Annotated in this window: 19 protein-coding genes and 1 pseudogene; 7 read left to right on the plus strand and 13 right to left on the minus strand. The window is 46.5% G+C overall.

The window, feature by feature from the left end; genetic code table 11:
• Window positions 1-62: 62 nt before the first annotated feature.
• The 6 genes from RH46_RS13225 to RH46_RS13250 are packed head-to-tail and all read right to left on the minus strand — an operon-like array spanning window position 63 to window position 6,972.
• On the minus strand, window positions 63-866 hold the full coding sequence (locus RH46_RS13225) for a TrmB family transcriptional regulator (RefSeq protein ID WP_006879982.1): 804 nt from the start codon (window positions 864-866) through the stop codon (window positions 63-65).
• Window positions 867-923: 57 nt separating this feature from the next.
• Window positions 924-1,823 (minus strand): ROK family protein, encoded by a 900-nt coding sequence (locus RH46_RS21635; protein ID WP_006879983.1) that lies wholly within the window; start codon window positions 1,821-1,823, stop codon window positions 924-926.
• A 13-nt stretch (window positions 1,824-1,836) separates the two neighbouring features.
• Window positions 1,837-3,606, minus strand: a complete 1,770-nt coding sequence (locus tag RH46_RS13235; protein ID WP_006879984.1) for a glycoside hydrolase family 13 protein — start codon at window positions 3,604-3,606, stop codon at window positions 1,837-1,839.
• 16 nt (window positions 3,607-3,622) lie between these two features.
• Window positions 3,623-4,456 carry a sugar ABC transporter permease gene (locus RH46_RS13240; protein WP_006879985.1) on the minus strand — a complete coding sequence of 278 codons (834 nt, stop codon included), beginning with the start codon at window positions 4,454-4,456 and terminating at the stop codon, window positions 3,623-3,625.
• On the minus strand, window positions 4,456-5,742 hold the full coding sequence (locus RH46_RS13245; RefSeq protein WP_006879986.1) for a carbohydrate ABC transporter permease: 1,287 nt from the start codon (window positions 5,740-5,742) through the stop codon (window positions 4,456-4,458). The genes RH46_RS13240 and RH46_RS13245 overlap by 1 nt, the downstream gene beginning before the upstream one ends.
• Before the next feature lie 3 nt (window positions 5,743-5,745).
• Complete coding sequence (locus tag RH46_RS13250) at window positions 5,746-6,972, minus strand: sugar ABC transporter substrate-binding protein (RefSeq protein WP_006879987.1); 1,227 nt, start codon at window positions 6,970-6,972, stop codon at window positions 5,746-5,748.
• A gap of 390 nt (window positions 6,973-7,362) precedes the next feature.
• Between RH46_RS13250 and RH46_RS13255 the strand changes: the two genes are divergently transcribed.
• The 6 genes from RH46_RS13255 to RH46_RS13280 all read left to right on the plus strand — a co-directional run bounded on the left by RH46_RS13255 (window position 7,363) and on the right by RH46_RS13280 (window position 14,179).
• Window positions 7,363-8,400 (plus strand): hypothetical protein, encoded by a 1,038-nt coding sequence (locus RH46_RS13255; RefSeq protein WP_006879989.1) that lies wholly within the window; start codon window positions 7,363-7,365, stop codon window positions 8,398-8,400.
• A gap of 28 nt (window positions 8,401-8,428) precedes the next feature.
• Window positions 8,429-9,454, plus strand: a complete 1,026-nt coding sequence (gene lpxD, locus RH46_RS13260; RefSeq protein WP_006879990.1) for a UDP-3-O-(3-hydroxymyristoyl)glucosamine N-acyltransferase — start codon at window positions 8,429-8,431, stop codon at window positions 9,452-9,454.
• Between the two features lie 18 nt (window positions 9,455-9,472).
• Entirely contained in the window at window positions 9,473-9,958 is a 486-nt protein-coding gene (locus RH46_RS13265; protein WP_040895840.1) for a hypothetical protein, read from the plus strand.
• Between the two features lie 102 nt (window positions 9,959-10,060).
• The gene (locus RH46_RS13270) at window positions 10,061-11,200 is read left to right on the plus strand and encodes an ABC transporter ATP-binding protein (RefSeq protein WP_006879992.1); all 1,140 of its coding nucleotides are present in this window, start codon (window positions 10,061-10,063) and stop codon (window positions 11,198-11,200) included.
• A 26-nt stretch (window positions 11,201-11,226) separates the two neighbouring features.
• The gene (locus RH46_RS13275; protein WP_006879993.1) at window positions 11,227-13,185 is read left to right on the plus strand and encodes an alpha-amylase family glycosyl hydrolase; all 1,959 of its coding nucleotides are present in this window, start codon (window positions 11,227-11,229) and stop codon (window positions 13,183-13,185) included.
• A gap of 262 nt (window positions 13,186-13,447) precedes the next feature.
• The gene (locus tag RH46_RS13280) at window positions 13,448-14,179 is read left to right on the plus strand and encodes an SDR family oxidoreductase (RefSeq protein WP_006879994.1); all 732 of its coding nucleotides are present in this window, start codon (window positions 13,448-13,450) and stop codon (window positions 14,177-14,179) included.
• A gap of 52 nt (window positions 14,180-14,231) precedes the next feature.
• Here RH46_RS13280 and RH46_RS13285 read toward each other — a convergent pair whose 3' ends face one another.
• The gene (locus RH46_RS13285; protein ID WP_006879995.1) at window positions 14,232-14,885 is read right to left on the minus strand and encodes a cupin domain-containing protein; all 654 of its coding nucleotides are present in this window, start codon (window positions 14,883-14,885) and stop codon (window positions 14,232-14,234) included.
• Between the two features lie 30 nt (window positions 14,886-14,915).
• Window positions 14,916-15,053, minus strand: a pseudogene (locus RH46_RS22485) (LysR family transcriptional regulator); the annotation flags it as partial.
• Window positions 15,054-15,163: 110 nt separating this feature from the next.
• On the opposite strand from RH46_RS22485, the gene RH46_RS13290 reads away from it, so the two are divergent.
• Complete coding sequence (locus RH46_RS13290) at window positions 15,164-15,673, plus strand: DUF2301 domain-containing membrane protein (RefSeq protein WP_006879996.1); 510 nt, start codon at window positions 15,164-15,166, stop codon at window positions 15,671-15,673.
• A gap of 45 nt (window positions 15,674-15,718) precedes the next feature.
• On the opposite strand, the gene RH46_RS13295 is transcribed toward RH46_RS13290, so the two are convergent.
• From RH46_RS13295 to tssI, 5 genes are all read right to left on the minus strand, one after another.
• Window positions 15,719-16,720, minus strand: coding sequence for an SEL1-like repeat protein (locus RH46_RS13295; RefSeq protein WP_006879997.1), 1,002 nt, complete (start codon window positions 16,718-16,720; stop codon window positions 15,719-15,721).
• A gap of 42 nt (window positions 16,721-16,762) precedes the next feature.
• Window positions 16,763-17,758, minus strand: coding sequence for a tetratricopeptide repeat protein (locus RH46_RS13300; RefSeq protein ID WP_006879998.1), 996 nt, complete (start codon window positions 17,756-17,758; stop codon window positions 16,763-16,765).
• A gap of 3 nt (window positions 17,759-17,761) precedes the next feature.
• Window positions 17,762-21,328 carry a LysM peptidoglycan-binding domain-containing protein gene (locus RH46_RS13305; RefSeq protein ID WP_006879999.1) on the minus strand — a complete coding sequence of 1,189 codons (3,567 nt, stop codon included), beginning with the start codon at window positions 21,326-21,328 and terminating at the stop codon, window positions 17,762-17,764.
• Window positions 21,325-21,885 (minus strand): DUF4123 domain-containing protein, encoded by a 561-nt coding sequence (locus tag RH46_RS13310; RefSeq protein WP_241210055.1) that lies wholly within the window; start codon window positions 21,883-21,885, stop codon window positions 21,325-21,327. The genes RH46_RS13305 and RH46_RS13310 overlap by 4 nt, the downstream gene beginning before the upstream one ends.
• Window positions 21,836-23,438, minus strand: a 1,603-nt coding sequence (gene tssI, locus RH46_RS13315; protein ID WP_006880001.1) for a type VI secretion system tip protein TssI/VgrG, incomplete at its 5' end; no start/stop codon positions are given. The genes RH46_RS13310 and tssI, both read right to left, overlap by 50 nt.

The raw sequence follows: 23,438 nt of genomic DNA on the forward strand, positions 1-23,438 counted from the left end.
AAAACAAAATGGGAGGCCAATACAGCTCTCCCATTTTACTCCGTTTAGTGTGCCAGAGTCGCTTACTGAGGCTGACGCTTCATATCGTCATGAACCATGGCATTGTCCAGTTCGTGGATTGTACCGATACGCACACGTTTTTCCGGTGCCAGCTTTTCGTACTCAGTGAGATAGATATCGCTGTGAATGTGCTCGGCAATCATTTTCACCAACAGACGATTGTTGGTATATAAGCCTACGGTCTCTTCTCGATGAGAGAACATTAAGCCCTGCTTCATATCGGCAACAATCATAAAGCGGTGGGAAGGATACTCGGTCTCTTCATTATCTGAGCGAGCGTAGAGCTCAATTTTTGGATGAGGTACCGCGATGCGATTAAATGAGAAGGCGATAATTCGCACTCCACGCTCAGCCGCCTCAATCAATTCTGCCGAGAATCTTGGGTCAAGTTGGAAGTCGGTGTTGAGGTAGATTTCTACCTGAGCTAACTCGATCACCTCTTTGGCTTTCTGGACTAAGTTGTCGATACCAGTGACGTTGTACACAAACTCTTTTTCCTCAGTGAGCATCATTCGTGACAACTCTTTCTTAAGGATATGGATGTTTTCTACGGTACTCTTTTCGATCTGGTTAAAGATAAGCTCTGGAGATTTGGCTTCGTACTCTTTAGTGTCTCCATCGGACATAAAGATATACCCATTTTTGTATAGGTTATCGATAGAAGAGTAGACAGAAGAACGCGACAGAGAGATATCTTTCGCGATTTTGTAGCCACTGGCACAACCGTTTTTGAGAAGGTTGATATAGACCAAGGAATCCGTTTTCGTAAAACCAAAATTCATCAACTTAGTAACCAAGTCTGACACGGTTTGTCCTCTAAAATTATTCAATATTGTGTTCCACTTTGGTTAGATTATCACTGGTTAAGCTCTAAGCCTAACTTGACGTGCAAGTAGTTGCGCTTTTGTTTGAACTGCTCCGTGAGCAATAGAAAAATCCTCGTAGGGCAGAGCCAGCATTGCTGGCAGCGGGGAGAGGTTGCAATAGCGACTAAGGGCAACTTTTAGGTCACTTGAGATGTGTGCATAGCGCGACACGCTGCCAAGTATTAGCAAGCTTCTTGGCAAGCTATTTTCGATATGTGGCTTGAGTGCGCGAGCCAACTGATCGATGTAGCGTCGATAGGTACGTGCGGCAATAGGGTCTCCAGATTCTAATGCGCAAAATATCTCTTTTACATTGGCGCGTTTAAGCAGGATCTGCTCATATTGTCGCTCCAATCCAGAAACCGAAACAAACTGTTCAGTACAGGCTTCACTCGCACAACTGCAGCTAGTAACGAGGCCATCAAGGACGAAGTCATAGTCCGGAAGAGCGACATGCGCCCAGGGTATCGAGCGCATGGTGCGTTGAGAAATACCTCGACGAGTTCTACTGCATGAGTAAAGCTCGCACTCGTTATCGAGTACAACGCACAGCACTTCTCCGAGTTTTATCTGCGATAAGACATCAGGTGAACTCTGTAAACCAGCTTCGACAAAGTTGCTCTTGCTGCAAGGGATTCGATAGTGCTGTTCAATCAGGGTGGGTAACGCCAATTGATGACGCTCAAGCCAGACTTGAACTTCCTCAGTCATCGCCAACCCAATCGAACAGAATGTACTGTATGCCCATTGGAAGTTGTCCACCAACTGAAACACCTGCTGTTTAACTTCCAGCGCGGTCTGATTAAGGCTTTGCTGACTGGAATATACGGTATTGAGCTGCTCATCAAGCACCGTCGCCTTGAGTTGAACTTTGTCTATCGAGATCCCCAGATGCATGCTTTCCCCTCGCTTAGTTGTACCAGTAACCGTAAGCCGGTAAACTGATGTCACGATTATCTAGCGTTACGCTGGCCGGAGAGTCGCTGTTGTTGATCAGGAAGCGTCTTGAGCCGCGTTGATAGCCGACAACGGTAGGATGGTGAGTCTCTAGCCAGTCGATGTATGGTTGATTAAAGCTGTCATCGCCTTTTCTTAGCTCGATCATTTGTTCAATGAAGGCTTTGAAATCGAGCTCTGTCTGGTTCGGAGCCCAGTTCATACAGCGGCGGTTATCTTCAAGTCCCATGCCTTTTCTCCCTTCCATCGCGACTTCGCCGCCATAGTAAATGCAGGGAGCACCAGCTTGAGTGAACATAAACAGATAGGCGAGTTTCGCCCGACGAAGATCGTTACCGCAAAGACTAATTAAGCGAGTGGTATCATGGCTTTCTAGCAAGTTAAACATCGCTTCGTTAACGTTGCGTGGATAGGCCAGATAAGCGCCTGTGACAGTCTCCATAAACTGCTGTTTGTTCTGGGCATCAAGGGCAAAGTAATCGGTAATGGCCTGAGTCATAGGGTAGTTCATTAACGAATCGTACTGATCACCACGCAACCATGGCATACCTTCGTGCCAAATCTCCCCCAGAATGTAGCAGTCTGGTTTTACCTGCTTAACTACGTTGCGAAACTCGCGCCAGAACTGGTGGTCAACTTCATTGGCGACATCCAGTCTCCAGCCGTCGATGTCGAACTCTTCTACCCAGTAGCGAGCGACATCTAACAGGTATTCACGACATGGCTGATGTTCAGTGTTGAGCTTTGGCATCTCAAGTACGTTGCCAAACGTTTCGTAGTTGAAGTTCCAGCAGTCCCACTCCGATTTGTCAGTGTCGGGATAAACGGGGAACTGATTGATCCAAAACCAGTCTGCGTATTGAGATTTTTCGCCGTTCTTAACCACGTCTAACCAGAACGGATGTTGATCGCCGATGTGATTGAACACCGCATCGAGCATCACTTTCATGCCTCGATCATGCGCCTCTTTAATCAGAGCTCTGAATGCTTCATTGCCGCCAAAGTGAGGATCGACATTGAAGTAATCAACCGTGTCGTACTTATGGCTGGTATTGGCAGTAAAGATTGGGCACAGATAGAGTCCGTTGACCCCCAAATTTTTAAGGTAATCGAGATGTTCGATTACGCCCCATAAATCACCGCCCATAAAGTTGCTTGAGGTAGGAACGCTTCCCCATGGCTCAGCATTTTTCGGGCTTATTTCTGGTCTGCCGTTGGCAAATCGTTCAGGGAAGATCTGATACCAAACGGTCGACTTGGTCCATTGTGGAGTGACCAGAACATCTTTTGGATTGATATAAGGGAAGCAGAAGAAATTGCTTAGATTGCTCAGCTCAGTTTCTTCCGCTGCCTTACTGTCTAAATCAACGGTGCGTTTCTCGCCAAACAGTATTTTTTCACCATCTTTGCCGTAGAGAATAAAACCGTAACGACTGCGGCGTTTAGGCGGTGTAAACTCCGCAAACCAGTGGTCGTGATGTTCGGTGACACCTTCTCGTTCCATTGGAACTTCGTTGCCACCGACCCAGCCATGAGCATCGCTGCCGCCCAGGTTACCACCGTCCAAGCCTCCTTCCGCCCAGCGGTAAGGGTCACCTATCCATAAGCTAACGCGCTCAACTTCGTCTTTGGCACATTTAAGTCTCAGGTGCAGAGTCTGCTCATCGTAAGCGTAGCTGTCCGCACTTTTAACTGTGTGTGTTAGTGAGCTTCGGGTAATCATAAATTAGATCCTGTTATTATTCTTTTACTGCACCACTCACTAAGCCTGTGGTGATGTGTTTTTGAGTCGCAACAAAAAGCAGAGTGATCGGTATTGCTACCAGCAGAGAGCCTGCGGCAAACAGAGTAAAGTTTTCTGCCGAGTTAGAGGTGATCCAACTGAAGATGCCGATAGCCAGAGTCATTTTCTCTTCGCTGCGTAAGATCAGAGTTGGCAGAATGAAGTCCATCCACGGGCCAGTAAATGACACCAGAGCGACAAACACCAAGATCGGTCTCGCCAGAGGTAAGATGATCTCGATAAAAATAGTCATATGACCTGCGCCGTCGATTTTTGCCGCCTCATCGAGTGACGTCGGAATCGCATCGAAGTAGCCCTTCACTAACCAGGTCATAAACGGTAGCGAGCCAGCGACGTAGACAAACAACAGACCTGCATAGGTATCGATCATGTTGAGTTTCGATAGCAGAATATAAATCGCTGTCATCGATAAGAAGGCAGGGAACATCTGCAATACCAGCACACCCATCAAGACATTGCGTTTACCTTTAAATCGATAGCGTGAGAACACGTAAGCGGTCATGGTGACAACCACCAGAGAAATCAGCATATTCGCTGTCGCCAGGGCGAAGGTGTTGAGATACCACTGTAGGTAAGGGGTATCCTGAAACAGTGCCACATAATGCTCTAGTGAAAAGCTCCAGCCGGAAAATGACGAGCTGAACATATTGCTGCCCGGTTTGAACGACGCTAATACTGTCCAGATAACCGGCCCTAAAACCAGTAACGCATTGGTTAACAGGAACAGATAGACCAAGCCTGTGGCTAATTTTTGCAACAGAAACTTCATTACTTCATCCCCACATCATCGTTAAACGAAGACATCCGTCGGAACTGCCAGATTGCAATCACTGACAAGAACAAGAAAATAATTATCGAAATCACAGAGGCGATTTGGTACTGCTGGAAGTCGAGTGTGAGTTTGTAAATCCAGGTAATTAAGATGTCGGTATGACCAGCAAATCGGTACTCTGGGTTGATCGGTCCGCCTTCGGTTAACAGGAAGATTGCGCCAAAGTTGTTGAAGTTATGGGCAAACGTCATCACCAGAGAAGGGGCGACCTGATGCAACACCATCGGCAGGGTGATTTCCCTGAACTGCTGGAACTTGTTGGCACCATCGACCTCACTAGCCTCGTAAAGGTCTTGAGGAATATTGGTTAAGGCTCCTGAAATAAGCAGCATGAAGTAGGGTGCACCGACCCAGACGCTGACCGCTATCACCGTGATTTTCGCCATCCATGGATCGGAGAGAAAAGCAACGGAATCAAAGCCCCAGCTATTCAGGGTCGCGTTAACCGGGCCCACCCCATTTAACAGCAGTCGGAACATCAGCAGAGTAACGAAAGCGGGAATCGCATAAGGCAAGATAAAAACGAAGCGCCACGCTTTTTTCGCTTTGATGTTCTTGTTGGACAACGCCAGTGCCAGTACAAAGCCAAAACCACAGGTGCAGATAGTCGCCAGAATGGCCCACATTACTGTCCAGGTCGCAACGCCAATAAAGGTATTCGACCAAATTCTCAGCTCAAACAGGGCGATAAAGTTCTTAAACCCGACCCAGTCAACCAAGTTCCTTGGCGGAATATGATGAGGCGCTGAGTAGTTGGTAAATGAGACCAGTACCGTAATGACAATCGGCATAATGATAAAGGCGATACTGGTTAACATTGCTGGCGAAAGAACCAGCAAAGCAAACTGTCTGTCATATATCGCTTTGATCTGCTCGGACGCTGACAGCTGACACGGCTGGCAGGACTTGGCATCATTGATGTTGAGTGCGTATAAGCACAGAAAAACAAACACGGCGATCAGAGCAATCACACCTTCAACCAACAGGAATACAGAGTGATCGCCCTGAATGATGGTAAAGCCTTCGCGTGTCTGAGCTACATCGCCGAGAGTAATGAGCTGCTTTAACGCCAGGCTAAGCTCTGGAATGCTAAAGATAAAAAGTAGCTGAATGAACAACCAAACCAAACCTTTTACCCAATGACCCTGACGCATTTGCGTCAGGCCCATGATAAAAACTGAAGCGTTGATCATTGGTTGCATTCGAGTTTGAGACAACAACATCTCTTACTCCTGTAAACTGATCTGTTCTTTGATCACTGACTCGGCGCGCTTTAACACCTTCTCTGGTGACTTGTCATTGACCCATAATGAAGTCATTGCACTTGCCATTGGTGACCACAAATAACCCATTTCAGGAATGGACGGCATAGCGTCGGCGAAGTAACCCTGGCCGATGATCGCGTAAGTCGCTTCATCTGCATCGACAATGATCTCCTCCATGACAGCCTGAACTGGCGGGATAGATTTCGTCATCTCGTAGCGCTTTTTAAGCATCTTGTCGCTACTTAGGTAGCTGGCAAACAGTTGAGCGGCTTTAGGATAGTTGGTGAAAGAAGACACAACCGCCAGACGGACTGTTGAGAAGGTTCGCGGCTGTTTGCCATCCAGAGTTGGAATTGGAATGACACCATAGTTCACTCCAGAAGCTTCGTAGCCCTGAATTGCCCATGGGCCATCGATGATTGCTGCGACCTTACCTTCACTGAATAAACCTCGTCTTACCTGAGGGTTACGCATATCCATTGGGTTAGCACTGTTTGCAGCCTGTAGCTTTTTCATCGCTTGTAAGCCTTGCTGTGCTTGCTCCGAAGCGATACCGATATCTTTGGCGTTTGTACCGTTATCACCAAATTCGTAAGCCCCGTACAGGGTCAGGAACATGCGTGATTCATAGTAATTCTGCACGTCCCAAAGCAGGGCATATTTGTGTTCTTTGTTGTCATTAAATGATTTAGAGAACTCAATGATCTGTTCAAAAGACTCTGGAGCCTGTGGCAGAAGATCCTTGTTGTAGAACAGAGCCGTAGTGGCAAAACTAACCGGGAAGCCGTAGCTTTTACCCTCAGAGTTTGCTGCGTTGACCGCACTTTGTAAGAAGTGAGAGTTGATGTGTTCAGCGGATACCAGATTTTCCATCGCACCACCGGCTACGACTAAGCGACCAAGCAGGTCATGCTCAATTTCAGCCACATCAGCGACTCGAGCTGAGCCTCCATCCTGAATTAATCGTGAAGCGGCATCAATCGGTGCCAGTCCACGGAAAGTGAACTCCACCTCATAGCCCGAATCCTGATTGAACTGGTTGGCGGCGTACTTCATGTAATCGACGGTTGTGTGATCGGTCCAGACTAACAGATTTGCACCTGGTTCCGGTTCAATCGGCTGTGCCATGGCAGTGGCGCTAACAAGAGTGGTGAGCAGTATTTGACTGGTCAATAACTTGGTTTTCATTGTTGCATCCAATTTAGTAGTTCACGATATACTACTAAATTGAGGCGGATGGAGATTTTAGTCAATTGAAAACTGCTTAAAATAGCGTCTAAATGTGATCTAAATCGATTAAAGTGCTTGTCTTATAACGGATTGAAGCCAGTTTTGTCTTGCTTATATCTTTATTGATTGCTTTGTCATTAATGGCCATTAACTTGAGTTTATCCCTGATTTTAGTGATGTTCATCAAACTACTGTCCGGATTCGAGTGACCAAGATCTCATTTAAATCTCATTCAGCGAGCAAATAATATTCAGATGCAGAACAATGGTTAGGCGTTCAGGCTGAACTACTACTTTTGAATCCGATTAATATCAATAGAATCCACCTCTATGAGGTTAAGGAAACACTGTGAACAGGACTGTACTCTCGCTCAGTATTGCTTGCGCTCTGAGCTCTGCACCTGCTGCTTTTGCTGCTGAAAATGGACCGGCTCCCCACGAAATGGGCGGTAATATTCTGACTCAAGCCTTAGATTTTGGCGGCCATGTTGGAACGTCGATTGAATATGAAGACAAGGATATTACAACTTATCAATCCTACGGTGGAAACACTGAAAATGAACGCACTACCACCCATGAAGTGCTTGGACTGTTTTATAAAAACGCCCACTGGAACTTCTCTTCTCTGTACGCATTTAAATTGACAGAGCGCGTTAAGCGCAATCAGGACCGCTCGTACGTTGAAACAGAAGATGGCTATAAACACCTGATTTCGATTGATAAAAAGTTCTCATTGCCGAACGGTTTTGAAACGGGAGTTATCTATGACCTTGAATACTCGTTAGGCACAATTGTCAATACAGGGGGAACTAACAACTTACGAACTAAAAGCGCTGAGCATAGTGTTCGTCCTTACTTCAACTTCTATAGCAATGAGTACGATGCAGGCTTCCAGTCCAACCTTGAATATCTCTACAACGACGAAGATAGATCGGCGTGGGGGACTCGAGTTGAAGAAGGTTACTCGGTGTTAGTTAAGCCCTATAAACGTTTTGGCAACTGGGAACTGGGCTTAGAGCTCTTCTATCAAATCAAGGATAACGACGATAGAACCGCTGCTGGTGCAATCAATGAAATCAGCGACTTTACTGAAAAGTATGTTGAGCCAATCGTGCAGTACAGCTTTGAAGAGGCTGGTACTTTATACGTTCGTGCCCGTTACGGTGAAAACGACACCAAACATACACAAGGTGGGAATGCAGGAGAGCAGTACTTTAAAGATATTCGTAAAGCCACTATGGGGTACGAACAGTCTGTCGGTGATAACTGGTTACTTAAAGGTGAGTACGAGTGGGCCAAAGATACCGAAACTTTCACTAAGTTTGCTGGAGAAGAGAAGGTCGTTGAGCAGAACACCTTCTTTGTTCAGGCTATTTACCGTCTGTAAAAATCGTTTATTTGCTTAAGGAAATCCTATGATCACAGTTTCAGAAATTGCCCAGTTAATTGGCGGCCAGATAGATGGTGACCCGAGTTTAACTGTGGATACGATTGTGCCGCTGAATAACCCTGATGAAGGGGGATTAGCCATCGTATTTTCTAAAGCTGAGCTCAAATTGATTGAAAGTTCAAAAGCGGACGTGATCATAGGACCTGCAAGCATTTTAACCAGCAACGCCAGATGTAAGATAGTGATTGAGTCGCTTAAAGCGCAAACACTGAATGCCCTGCTACGTTATTACAAAGTACATAAGTATCAACTGTTTGAGCAGGGTAATACCTCAGACAATCCCGATATCTATATCGGCAAGCACTGCACTATTGGCAACAACTGCCACTTTATGCCTGGCGTAAAAATCATGAATGGTGTGACCATTGGCGAAAATGTTGCCATTCATGCCAATACGGTGATTAAAGAGGGCACGGTGATTGGCAATAACGTTACCATCGACTCCAACAACTCCATCGGTAATTTCAGCTTCGAATATATGAATGGCCAACATGGCGAATTCGAACGAGTTGAAAGTGTCGGACGAGTTATCATCGAGGACGATGTTGAGATCGGCTGTAACAACACCATAGACCGCGGTACTCTGGGAAACACCGTGATTGGCAAAGGGACTAAGATAGATAACCTGGTCCAGATTGGTCATGACTGCAAAGTGGGTCAGCATTGTCTGCTGGTTTCTCAGGTAGGTTTAGCCGGACACACCGTTCTTGGTAATCATGTCATTGTCCACGGACAGGCTGGCACTGCTGGCCATATCACTATCGGTGACCACTCAGTCATCAAAGCTAAATCAGGCGTCAGCCAGTCATTTCCTGCTCATAGCGACCTATTTGGTTACCCGGCCAAAGATGCTCGTGCTTATTACAAAAACCTGGCGGTGCTAAACAAGCTTACTCGCCAGTTTGATAGCAAAAAACAGTCTAAAACTACGTCAAATTCTGACCAGCCTAGCCACTGGCTTAAACGCTTATTCACTGGCTGTAAGGCCTAATTCAATCGTTAAGGATTTATGATGAAAAAAGTCATTTTACCTCTGTTACTAAGTGCTCTTGCTGCTGGCTGTTCCAGCACCAGTGAAAATACCAACCAAGTTATCCCGACGAATACGGATAGTCTGCTGGCGAAATGTGATTTGCCTACGGTTGAGGATCGCGGTCCGATTCGTCCGTCACTGTTTGTCGTCGGAACCTTTGATGAAGGTCAGTGGATTCACTTGGAAGACCGCGAAATGAGCCATAAGGGCGATGGCATCTATCAGGTTGTTCATCAAGAGAAAGCTGGCGTGGTTAATGTCCAGTTTGCAACGATGAACTGGAACCCGCAATTTACGGTGTCGGGACGCAAAATGGGCGTCAATCAGGAAATCGCTCTGAAGCGCGGTGGTTTTGCTAAAAACACCCGAGTCGAAATCCCTGCTGATGGCGAGTATGTCTGGTCAATTCAGATTGGCGAAGATAAAAAGCCAATTCGCGCCATGATTGCCACTTGTCAGTAATACCGTGCCGCCAGAGCTATTCTGGCGGCGTTAAGTTCATAGCTTAATGCACAAAGGTTGTGCCGTAAGTTATGAGTTTATAAAGCTTTATTTGGAGTACCCATGGCAACAGTTAGCCTAAAACAAGTAGAAAAACAGTATGACAACGGCTTCAAGGCGGTACACGGGATTGATCTCGAGATCAATGAAGGCGAATTCATGGTGTTTGTCGGCCCATCAGGCTGCGCTAAATCGACCACATTAAGAATGATTGCTGGTCTTGAATCGATTTCATCTGGTGATGTTCATATTGGTGATCGCAGAGTCAACGATTTACCACCGAAAGATCGCGGAATCGCGATGGTGTTTCAAAACTACGCTCTTTACCCGCACAAGACGGTTTTCGACAACATGGCTTTCGGTCTAAAGATGGCGAAGAAGCCTAAAGACGAAATTAAGAGAAGGGTTGAAGAAGCGGCAGAGAAATTGGAAATCACTGATCTCCTCTACCGTAAACCAAAAGAGATGTCTGGTGGTCAGCGTCAGCGTGTGGCGGTTGGTCGCGCTATTGTTCGTAAACCGGATGTCTTTCTGTTCGATGAGCCACTATCGAATCTGGATGCCAAGCTGCGTGTTTCTATGCGGGTGAAAATCGCCCAGCTTCATCAGTCTCTTAAGGATGAAGGCAATCCGGCAACCATGATTTATGTTACCCACGATCAGACCGAAGCTTTGACGCTCGGTGACCGTATCTGTGTTCTGAACCAGGGCAAGATCATGCAGGTTGATACGCCAGCGAACCTTTACAACTACCCAGCTAATCGTTTCGTCGCCAGCTTTATCGGCTCTCCGGCAATGAACCTGGTCGATACAGCGCTGCGTCGTGATGGCGAGAATCTTATCGTCGAAATCGCACCGTCTGCCCGCATTCTGATCCCGAAAGCAATGCAAGCGGAGCTTGAGCAGTTCGTCGATAACCCAGTCTGCTTTGGAATCCGTCCGGAGCATATCTCACTGGCACAAGAGGGGGAAACACTGAATACCTTCGAAGGAAAGCTGTCAGTCGTTGAGAATCTGGGTAACGAAAAATACCTCTACTTCACTGTTGGTGGCAAAGAGCTGATTGCCCGTGTGCAAGATCAGTCGATCACGACAGCAGATATTGGTCGAACTTTCCGTTTCAACCTCAACACTGAATTCTGCCATATCTTCGATTTTTACAATGAAAACAACTTAATTCACAGCCGACCCTACTCGGCTTAGTTAATGACAATAACGGGGAACCTCTAATGAAAAAACGGACACTGATTTGCAGCGCTCTGCTTGCGACACTGGCCATCGGAGGCGGATTTTCGGCACCAGCAATAAGTGCAGTAACCGCAGCTGACAGCACCTACGATTTCAGGCAGGAGACTATCTATTTCGTCTTCTTAGACCGATTTAGTGATGGCGATGCGACGAATAACAGTGGCAATAACCCATTGACGTACGACCCTAACAACCTCAAGAAGTACGTGGGTGGTGACATTAGAGGTTTGATCAACAAGCTGCCGTATCTCAAATCTCTCGGTATCACTGCGATATGGATTACTCCACCGGTAGATAATGCCGATAACCTTGATGTTAATGGTGGGGCTGGTTACCACGGCTACTGGGGTAAAGACTTCTTCCGCGTTGATGAGCACTTAGGCACCATGGACGACTTTAAAGAGTTGAGCCAGTTGATGCACACCCCTGAATACAACATGAAGCTGGTACTGGACTATGCGCCAAACCACTCTAATGGTAACGATGAAAACGAGTATGGCGCACTGTACCGTGACGGCCAGTACATTACCGATTACAACACTGACGTTGCGGCTGGCACTAACTGGTATCACCACAATGGCGGCGTGACCGACTGGAATAACTGGTATCAGGTTCGTAACCACAATCTATTTAATCTTTCTGACTTCAACCAGTCTGATGCTCAGGTTTACAACTACCTGCTGGATGGCGCTAAATTCTGGATTGATGCGGGTGTTGATGCCATTCGTATTGATGCGATTAAGCACATGGATAAAGAGTTTATCCAGCAATGGACAGGTGACATCTACAACTACGCATCGGCCATTGGCCGCGATGGGTTTTACTTCTTCGGCGAGTGGTTTGGTGCCAGCGCAACGACAACCACAGGGATTGATGGTTATGCGATCGATTATGCCAATACTTCAGGTTCGGCACTGCTCGATTTTGGCTTCCGTGACACTTTAGAACGTGTGCTGGTTGGCCGCAGTGGCAATACCATGCAGACGCTAAACAGCTATCTGGAAACTCGTAGCAATGTGTTCACCAGCGATGACTGGCAGGTCGTATTTATGGATAACCATGATATGGCTCGTATCTCGACCGCACTGCGTTCGACAGCCAGCACGTTCGGCCCGGGTAACAATGAAGCAGGGGGCGGCCAGTCAGAAGCGTTTGCCCAAAAACGCGTCGACCTTGGCTTGGTTGCGACTATGACGGTACGTGGTATACCAGCCATCTACTACGGTACGGAGCATTACAGCGCAAACTTCACCACCAATGCGTTTGGTCAGGTTGGTAGCGATCCATACAACCGTGAAGTAATGCCAAGCTTCGCTCAGGACAGTGAAGCATTTAAGATCATTCAAGCTTTGACTGAGTTGAGAAAAACCAGTCCTGCGATTCAGCAAGGTAGCTACAGTCAGAAGTGGCTCAATGACGACATTCTGGTTTATGAGCGCAAGTTTGAAGATGATGTTGTGCTAGTGGCTCTAAACCGAGGTGCTGCAACCTCGATTAATGTCTCTGCATTGTCTCTGGCGGACAACTACTACACCAGCCTGGTTGGTAGCGATGGCGTGACGGTATCTCAGTCCGCTGCGACGCTGAACCTTGATCAGAATGAAGCGATTGTCCTGCATGGTAAGACAACCAGTGATAATACAGAGCTTACCGATGTGACTTTCACTTGCAATAACGGCTACACCCAGTGGGGACAAAGCGTTTATGCAGTCGGCAGTGCCAGTCAGCTAGGTAGTTGGGCACCAGCGCAAGCTGTAAAACTGGATCCAGCGGCTTACCCGACTTGGCAGGCAACCATTCAGGTTCCAAGTGGCGAATCCTTAGAATGGAAATGTTTGAAGCGTTCAGAAAGCGATAGCAGTGCCCTGATCGAGTGGCAATCTGGTGGCAACAATACGGTTAATACCAGCACACAAACTCAAACGAGTGGCTCATTTTAATTCATTATTAACCTGTCTCGCTTCTAGGGACTCTATACCCAGCTAGGGGTATTTCAGGTAGTGACACGCTGCCACTTTAAGGCCTTATGTATTTATCTAAGGTCTTTTTTTTGCGCGAGCCTCAGGTCGCCCCCCGATTATTCTCTATTTTATTGAAATAATTAAATGAATTTCTCTGGCCCAATGGTGTTATTGTGGAGCCAGTTATCAGGGCTTTACAGTGTAAAGTTACTTAGCGGAATCAGAGAATTTGGGAGATAGGATGGACAAGGTTGTTATCGTTACCGGAGCTGGAAGAGGGATCGGCGCACAGACAGCAAAGCTGCTCGCGAGCAAAGGTTACGCAGTATGTGTCAACTACATCAACAATCATCAACGCGCTAATCAGGTCGTTGAACAGATCCTTGAATCGGGCGGGCAAGCCTTTGCTTTTCAGGCGGATGTCTGTGAAGAAAAGCAAGTTGCAGCGATGTTTGAGGCAACCCAGCAGCGTTATGGGATGGTCACACACCTGGTCAACAATGCGGGCATCCTCTTCACTCAGTCTAAACTGTGCGATATCGAGCTAGAGCGTTTCCAAAAAGTGATGAATGCTAACGTAACCAGCTGCTTCTTATGTTGTAAGGCGTTTATCCATCAAGACGGAGACAAGAAAGCGATCGTTAATGTCTCGTCGGCCGCATCGCGTCTGGGCGCCCCATTTGAATATATTGACTATGCCGCTTCTAAAGGTGCGATGGACTCATTGACCAAAGGGTTATCACTAGAGTTAGCCGGTGAAGGCATTCGGGTCAATGGAGTGAGACCAGGTTGTATTTATACTGAGATGCACGCTGACGGCGGTGAACCTGACCGTGTAGACCGCCTTGCCTCAAGTCTGCCCCTTAAGCGTGGTGGTACAGCAGAGGAGGTGGCGGAGTCGATCGCATGGCTGCTGTCGGATGAAGCCTCTTACGTAACGGGAACCTTTATTGAACTGGCTGGTGGCCGTTAAAAGGAGATCAAGCTGACGAGACATTGGATGTCATGCCAGCTTATCTATGCAATCAGCCTAAAGGCAGGTGACCGGTTTTAACCCAAATGATGGTTTGCTGCTCGACAAACGGGAAATGCTCACTCATATGAGGGCTACGAATCCAACTCCCTTGTGGATAGTGGCCATGTTCATCCCGAAACTCGCCAGACAGAACAAAAATTTCCTCGCCGCCAAAATGTTTGTGTGGCTGAAACCTTTCTCCAACGGGCCATTTTACTAACGCGACATGCTCATGCTCGAAGTTGTGCAAAGGCATCACTTCCAGCCCTCCTTGTCCCGCTAACCACTGCTGTTTACTGGTATCGATCCTGACGGTTGCACTATCTCTGGCATCGAACTGGTTGAGTTTAACCAGAATCGTGCAGCCTTGCTTGCTAAAGGGAGCATGACTGCTACCGGGAGGGTTACGGATGTAGGTACCGGCGGGGTAGTCGCCATACTGATCTGAAAACACGCCATCGAGCACCAATATTTCTTCGCCCATCGGATGCGGATGGGTTTTAAACTGCGAGCCGGCTTCGTAGCGCACGATACTAGTGGTATGCCCTGATTCTGCCTCCTCACGTTCAAGAGGTTTACGCCATACCCCTCGGGCTGGACTGGCCAACCAGGACATTGACTCGGTATCGATCACAATGCGTTCAGCAAAGTTCATATTGAGCATGGTCGTCTCCTTTTGTCCGCATATTACATTTCAGTCTTCACTACTTTTATCACTATTCGCATATTGCTGTAAGTGGCTAATGAAGATCGGAACCTTTTTCGCCACGTGTTTCCTCGATGCATAGAAGGCATATAAGACTAAATCTTCTGGTGGATATTCAAGTTCAAGCGTAAATCGACTCAGGTTAAAAGGACAGACGCCATTAAAACGCTTATCCTTATCGCGTGTGTCCCGATAACCAAGAAGTCGCTTTAGGGCTACTCAGACAAGGATTTAAAATGGCTGATCCACATATTCAATCTCCGATGGACCACTATGACCACATCACTGTCATCATCTATCGCTTAGGATTTACTTTAGCCTGTCCTGTGATTGCGCTACTTCCCTGGCACAGTGGCTTACCGATAGAAAGCTTGGTCATGTTATGCGCTGCTATGTGTGCCTCTTCGCTGCACATCTACATGAAGTCGTTTCGGTTACTGCTGCAATTTGCCACTTGGGTCGGCTTACTATGTTTTGTGCTGGGCTACCCGTATCTAGGCATGGGAGGGGCGTTTATTACTTTGGGCGGGTTGTGTTTCAAAGAGCATTATTGCTTCAAGGTGCCAGGGCTGCGTCTACAGCCTTTAATATTGGCAGTCTTGTGGCTGTGTTTGGTGATTGATTTCGACATCGCGGCAAAGGTATTGGCAGCAATATCGGCGCTTCTGTTCTTTGTCACCAGTATCTATAAGTGGCGCATGCCAAGGCATTATGACATCGGTGATAAATCTAAGTATGAGGTTTAGGGGCAATTAAAAAAGCCGCTTCAATAAGCGGCTTTGTAGGGGGGACTAGAAGAGGTCTAACGACGTTTCATCTAAGAACATGTTTGGCTTAATATCTTTGACACGTTCTTCAACTTGTCTATTTAACTCAGCTTGTTCTTCTTCAGTGATGAGCATTTCGAATACGGGACCACCATCTTGGTCAACCACTGGGCGGTTGTTCTTTACCAGCATTTTTTGAGTAATTCTCGAGTCTTCTTCTTGTTCTCCTCCCAGTGCTCCCGATATACGGTTGTAATAATAAGTTTTCTTTCGGTCTGGTTGGATTATTACGTTTCCAGTACTATCTTTTTCGCCTTGAGAGTATGAGTAGTATAAGACTCTGGCTGCTTCCGCGTATCCCAAATCTATTGCTTTGTTTATCCACTTTTTAGCTTCATCCAAATGCTCAGGATCTAGCAAATAATAGTACAGAGAAACCATGGCAGGGGCGTGACCTTGGTTTGCAGCTAGCCTTAGGTACGGAAGTTTATCTTCAAATGACTCCCAATATGTATTGTAATCGAGGAATTGATACCCACCATTGGGGATTGCATTGCTAACCAGTTCTTTGTATTTAGTCTGGCGATAAAAAGGGATGTATTCCCACCACTCTCTTTTGGTTATTTTTAGGGCAAAAGCAGCCTTTCCATCACCATCTTGGGCGAGCTTTGTCCATCCTTGTTGAGCTTTAGGGAGCCACTTTTCATCACAAGGCCAACCAAGGTAGCTACATGGTGTATTTACATATAATTTGCCTCCTCCCATAACACCCATAGCCCAAGGGTCGCCCATCTGGGCGGCTTTTAAAAAAGTGTTTCCCGCATCGAAATGTTGACCGTTTTTATACTGCGTTATCGCAAGCCAAAATGTCGCCTGGGCACTGCCTCGGTCTGATTGCTGACGTAAGATTTGTTCTGCTTGTTGGTACTCTTTTTGGTTAAACAAGCGGATTCCTTGTTCGATAGGGGAGGTTGCCCACAGCTTGCCACTGCACAAGAGTAGGAAAACAAATAACGTTTGTTTCATGGTTTATCTCTTATGGTAGTCAAAAGCCGCTTCAATGAGCGACTAGAAGAGCTCTAACGACGTTTCGTCTAAGAACATGTTTGGCTTAATATCTTTGACAAACTCAGCAACCTGTTTATCTAATTCAGCTTGTTCTTTTTGAGTAATTAAATCCTTCATGACTGGTCTACCATCTTCATCCGCTAACGGGGAGCCATATTCGTCAAGTATATGTTCCTGTGTAATTGAGTAAGCTTCTTTCTCTTCCCCCCCTAATGCGCCAGACAGACGATTGTAGTAATAGGCTTTTTTAACGTCGGGTGGGATGATTATGTTGCCATTGCTATCTTTTTTACCTTGAGAATAGGCATAGTAAAGGCTGGTTGCAGCATCAGGGTAACCCAGTTTTATTGCTTTGTGGTTCCACTTTAGCGCTTCATCCAAAGTCTCAGGCTCCAGCAAAAAGTAGTACAAGGACAGCATGGCGGGAGCATAGCCTTGTTTAGCGGCTATTGTTAGGTATTTCAACTTTTCTTCTGTCGATTCCCAAACCACGCTAGAATTTAAGAATCGATACCCACCATTAGGGATTGCCTTGGAGTATATTTCTTTATATTTCTTATATTTATAGATGGGGACTATTTCCCACCAAGGTTTACCTCGTAGAATGAGTTGGTACATTGCTTTACCATTCCCTTCGGATGCTTGTTTTTCCCATAGGGGAATGGCTTTGTCATTCCAAGCTGCATCGCATGCCCATCCAAGGTATTTACATGGGCTATTGCCATTTCCTGCCAATACATCCATCGCCCAGGGGCTGCCCATTTCTGCTGCTTTTAAAAAGGTCTGCCCAGCTTCAAACTGCTGGCTATTCTTGTACTGTGTGACGCCTAGCCAGTAAGTCGCGTAAGCACTACCCTGTTCAGATTGTTGCTGGAAAATCTGCTGAGCTTGTTGATACTCTTTTTGGTTAAACAGTCGGATCCCTTGTTCCACTGGTGTCATCGCCCACAGTTTGCCACTGCACAATAGTAGGAAAACAAATAACGTTTGTTTCATGGTTTATCTCTCTGGTAGCCAGTTGCTTAGCTGATAGCCGCGCAGTTTAAATTGATCAAGTTGCTCGATATGATTGGCAGGTAGCACTGCATATTCCATATTCATTCGTGCACGGGCTGGGTACGATTTCTCAAGGATTTTGTGCTCTCTAGTTAGCCAGTTGATGTTTTTGCGCAAGGTTGCGTACTCATCGTCTAATGCTTCCATATATTTGTTTTTATCTTTATCATTTGGATTCTCATAAGGTTGTGAGAAGGCTTTAGTAAAGAAATCCCGTATGCTAAGGACATTTTTAGCGTAGTGTTGCCATTGCTGCGACTTCTCAAACTCGGTTGGTTGCTTTAAGCCCATTCGCTGCAGGGCATTCTCAAAGCGAATTATTTGCCCTTTATCTGCGCGGCTGCCCCCTAACCAATCTAATATTTGATTGATCGCTTTACGCTGATTTTGGTTTCTGGCTGCGGCGATATTTCTGCTCTCATTAAAACTTTCTCCCCAGCCAATACTTGGAATGTCATTGTAATTAATTAACACTGTCAATAATTTTGCTAATGTCTCCGCAGGCATATTGGCAATCCATTTCTGGTTTTCTTGTTGGTGCTGTTCAGAAAGCAAAAAGTTGGCGACAAAGTAGGCGTTTTTTTCGTCAGTTGCTTGCTTCTCCATATCATCAATGATGTTAAATGGCAGCATCATCACTTGCCCGATTGTTAAGCCGAATGCAGCGGCGACCGTCAGCACTTTGTTGAATTCGGCAAAACTGTTGGCTTTGCCAGACTCGTCAAAAAACTCAAATCGCTGAAAACCCTTGTTGTTCATGACTCCAAGCAGTGCAGCAAAGAAGTCATCTGCGGCTTTAGGATTTAACTCAGTGGCAAATTTGCCGCCAAAACCAATACCCGTCGTGGCCGCCATCGCGGTAATAAAGATAAAACGGCCATTATTGAACGTGCACTGGAATACACCATCATACCCAATCCCTGCCGAGACTTTAAAGCCAGAACTGACTTTAAATAGGTTTTGCTTTGCGGTTTTTTGATCTTTTGCCCAATCTAATTTACAGCTCAGAACCCCGCCAGCTTCTAGACCAGCAAACGCTTTTGCTTCCGCAGTAGCTCCAGCCGCAAGTGTACTAGGGCGGCTGCCTTGCTGGCCTAAGGCGGACACATTGTAATTGGTATAGTCACTTCTGCTTGGTACTGTTCCTTTGATGCCGAGAGGGCGGACTTCTTGTTCTCCTGAAGACTCTTCCATATTGCCGATGTGGAGCTGAGTAGACACTTTTAAGCTTGCCGCGAGCACACCATAGACCTTTCCTTCTATTTCAAGCACGGCGGAGCCGATGTTTTCAGTATGACGCTTTTCGTCGTCACGAACACGATAGGGGATGTCCAACTGCATGTCCCCACTCGCTGGCAGTCTGAGTGTTATCTTTTGCTCGGTACTTGCCAGCGAGAAATCGGTTTGAAACTCGGCTTTTAACGTACCTTTGTTGAATGTGTCCTGGTCAATCGCGGTACTAGCACTGTAGGTAAAACGAGCAAATTGTGCTCCCCCACTGGTTTCTGTCATTGCGGTAATGCCAAGTGTTTCGTTTTCGTACTCTTTACTACTCCAAGGAAAAATGACATCGCTGATATTCGCCCAGCTAATCGATTTTTCAAATTTTAAAGAGGAGAGAACTGCATCAGAAGAGCCACCCAGTGCTTGTTTAAATGCCTTAGATAGTTGCTCTTTTTGTCTATTAACAGAGGTCGCTAAATTTAAGTTAACAATTGAAGTGCACTTTTTGTTTTCCGCTATATCGGTAGATAGTACTGGGCTGTCTGACAGAATATATAAGAGCTTTTGGGGGGCAGAAGACAGAGCGCATTCAACAACGGTTCTTTGGTTCACACCGTTGTTGGCAAATATATGATTGTCTAAGTTTTTCGGCTTCCATTGGGCTTCATTGAGCACAACACTTCGATCCGATGTTTCTATGACAGGAATGTCACCGACGAAGGTTATGGATGTCCTTTGGTAGTCAAAGTTTGGGGAGTCTACTCGTCCGTTAGCCTCCGTACGCAAGGCCTTGCAACGTTCTTGCGCATTTTCAGCGAAAAGGAACAGTTGCTTAACGTATTGATTATAGCTGTCGTTGTTACCAAATCGCTCAGAAAAATCCCGGATTCGGATCGCAATCTCTTGTAGTAATACAAGGTTCAATACGTAGGCACTGTAATAACCAAGTTCGCTAGCAATAGGCGTGTCTTTGTTAAGCTTATTTAAGTCGCCGATTAATGCATCGATACTCGGGCTTTTATTCTCAAGCCCCTCACGAATAGATTCAACGCTTTGCCAGCCTTTAAAGAGTTCATCTTTGTTTAAGCACTGTTCTTTAAGATAGGTCCCTGTCTGATTCAAACGATGCACAGCTGCAAAAAATTTGCGGTAACTAATTCTGTTTTCGCTATTGGCATTGAAGAAAGCCATTGGCTCCCATTCAAATTGCTGGTTGTTTAGTTTTGTAATGACAGCATGGGCTTTATCTTCCCAGTAACAGTAAACGTCGTAAGCCTTTTTTAGCGAAGGTAGTTTGCTGGTGCTTTTAAGGTCTTTACTATCAAGAGAGTCGTCCAGACCAATGGATTTTTTCTCTTTATTGATGGTTTCCAGTGCGTCGTAGATGTTCAGCTCGATATTAGAGCTATAGAATCCGTGCTTATTTGAAAACTTGTACTGATGGCCTTGCTCGTCAATGGTTGTGCAGGCTGCTTGCTCCATTGCTTGTTGCTCAAACTTATTGATCGCTTCATCCAGGTCTTCGATGAGTTCTTGCTGTAACTTACGTAATTGTTTGACCTTGAGTGATTGGGCGCCATCAATCGCATCTTGCTTGAGCATAACTTCGCCAAATACCCCCTGTATAGGGACGAGGCTACCAATTGCTTCGTTTTCGATTTTCTCAACGGCTTTAGAGTAAGTCTGTTCGATACGATCAATTTTTACGCTAACGTTGACTAAGGCAATCTCGATATCATCATTCGGGAACGTTAGCTCATTATTGCTATACGCTTTCTTTAAAGCAGAGCGTTCAAGCAGTGCTTTACGGTAGGCTGCGACCTTATTGTCGCCAAGCTGACTGAGGAATACTTCATGGGTAATGCTGTTAAACTGATCCATGACGCCTAGCTTGGTGAGTTGGGCCAACACTGTTTTGTTGTCACCACTTAATGCTTGCTGGCAACGCTGGTGATCCTCGATGACATACTGTTTTGCCTCTTCGGTTAGGAGAAGCAACATTTGTTTTCTTGTATGTGGATGTTCTGGGACATACAGAGCATCGACATACTTAGGAGTCGAGCATTGAGCGAGCACCAACTGGTTGTTTGGAAAGGTTTGTTTTTCTGCCCGTTCACCTGATGTGTTGTCTATTTCTTCTGGGAGTATGAGTTTGTTGCCATCGAAGATAAGGTCGATATCTTTGATCTGTTCAGCATTTAGCTTTTGTAGTGTAGCCACATCGGTATTGTAGTGTTTGGCTAGCTGAGAGAGGGTTTCTCCTCGTCGTATCACGTGGGTTTTCATGCGAGTAGTTCCTTGACGAGTTTGTTAGAAAGAATCGTGTTTGAAGCTTGGCTGTTATGATTTTCTACATTATCTGTTGAGTAGATATTCGACAGTAAAGGGGATAGTTGGGCTGTTTGTGCGAGCCCCAAAATACCGTCGATCTCTTTTTGTTCGCCATGTTGAACAATCTTGGCAAACGTAGAGGGAGAGTAAAACCTGAGCAGGAATAATCGCCCATCTTCGCTGGCAACGGTGATGTTTCTTTGTAGCGAGGCTATCGCTAGCTCTGAGCTGATTTGCGGTGAGAAAGTGAATATGATGCCGCTAGTCGCCCAGTCGGAGTTTGTTTCCCACATATTCCAAATCGTGCTGTTAGGCTCTATACGAACGCAAATAGGGCTTAAATCTACCTGATGTTGCCAATCGGTACCCAAGTAGAGGGGATGCCACTCTTGTTCATTTTGAGCACATATTTTCTTTGCGTCTGGTACCCGAATGGAATCCAGAATGAGGTAACTATGATTTTTAGCTATCATGATTGATACACTCACAATTTGTTTTAGAGCAGCTGCCATCAGTGCGCTTTTGGCATAACTCAGTAAGAGATACATCCAGAGTCGCTAGAGCAGGGAGCAAACTCGTCATAGTCGATGTTATTGGAGCAACTAAAAGCTCCTCCGGCGCTTGCTGCAACTCCAATCCCATTGGTAGGGCTGCTTGCAGGCCACTATAGCCGCTACCGTTGCCTGGGCTACCGCCGGAGTTTAGGTTGACTTTCGCCCCAACCAAACTAACGCCTGATGCGTCCACTTTGACAAAGCTGCCGCCGGCTTTTAGGGTCAATTCAGCGCCGGCTTCGATAACGATTTTGAGGCCTGCTTTAAGGTGTGCCTCATCACCAATCTCTATCGCGTAACGATCGCCGACCTTTTGATGCAGGCTACCTTCAACAATCGAGGTGGCATCTTGTTTGACCAGAGTGCGACTCTCGCCGTCAACGGTTGAGTGGTGGTTATTCTTAATCTGGGTGAACTGGTCGTTATCAACCGTAGTGTGTTGGTCGTGTTTGACATGAGTGGTCATATCATTGAGCACTAAGGAGTCAAAATCCTTCTGCGCATGCAGGTAGATTTGTTCCTTGTCTGCCTGATCTTCGAAGCTGAGTTCGTTAAAGCCTTCTCCTTGGTGAGTTTCACTACGCAGGACAGTTTTGGTTTTATTCTCTGGTAGCGAGTAAGGTGGCGTGTTGGTCGCATGATAGGTTCGGCCAGTAATGATTGGCTGATCCGGGTCGCCATTTAAAAACGATACGATCACTTCGTGACCGATACGTGGAATGGCCATCATACCGTACTGGTTACCCGCCCAGCCTTGCGAGACACGTACCCAGCAAGAACGATGCTCTGGGCTGTTCTCATAACGATCCCAGTGGAAGTACACTTTCACGCGGCCATGTTCATCACAGAAGATCTCTTCACCCTCAGGGCCGACAACCGTTGCGATCATCGGGCCGTCAACGCTTGGCTTGGTTTCTGGTGTCGCTTGCCAGTTGATATGCCCCGGAATAGCTTGCCACTCATTTTTGTAGGTCGTCGCGCCGTGACCGCTCTCTTCTTCCAGCGCCTGAGGCTGCTCACCGTGATGACTGACGCGAACCAGCAACCAATCGCGATTAAAGGCGCGATTGAGGTGGTCACTGAGAGTAAATTTGTAGCCTGCACGAATTAAGAACTCGTTACTCTTACCATCCGCTAGCTGAGCGTCGCGGCGTAAATAACTTAAACGGGTGCGAGTGAACGCGGTGCCATTGAGGTCGTCCTTATAACGCCCCGGGGCATCAAAGTGTGAGTAGGTCGGCTGCTGGTAATCCAGCTCAGCGCCCTGATCCGATCGGCTAAACGAATAGGCAGGCTTTTTAAAGCTGTAGTCTTTGAGCTCGACATCGCTGACATGTGCTTCGGATTGGTAGCGAAAGTGGCTAATGTATGGGGTTTCATACACGCCGCCTGACAAGGCATTGTAAGGGACAGGTTCAGCCAACGAAGGTAGCAGAGCACTGGAATCGCTGAAGACCAGAGTATGTTTTCCCGCTTCGTGGGTAAAGCTGTAGACCATGCCTTCTTCTGCT

This window comes from Vibrio brasiliensis LMG 20546, from assembly GCF_000189255.1.
GTDB classification, from domain to species: Bacteria; Pseudomonadota; Gammaproteobacteria; order Enterobacterales; family Vibrionaceae; genus Vibrio; species Vibrio brasiliensis.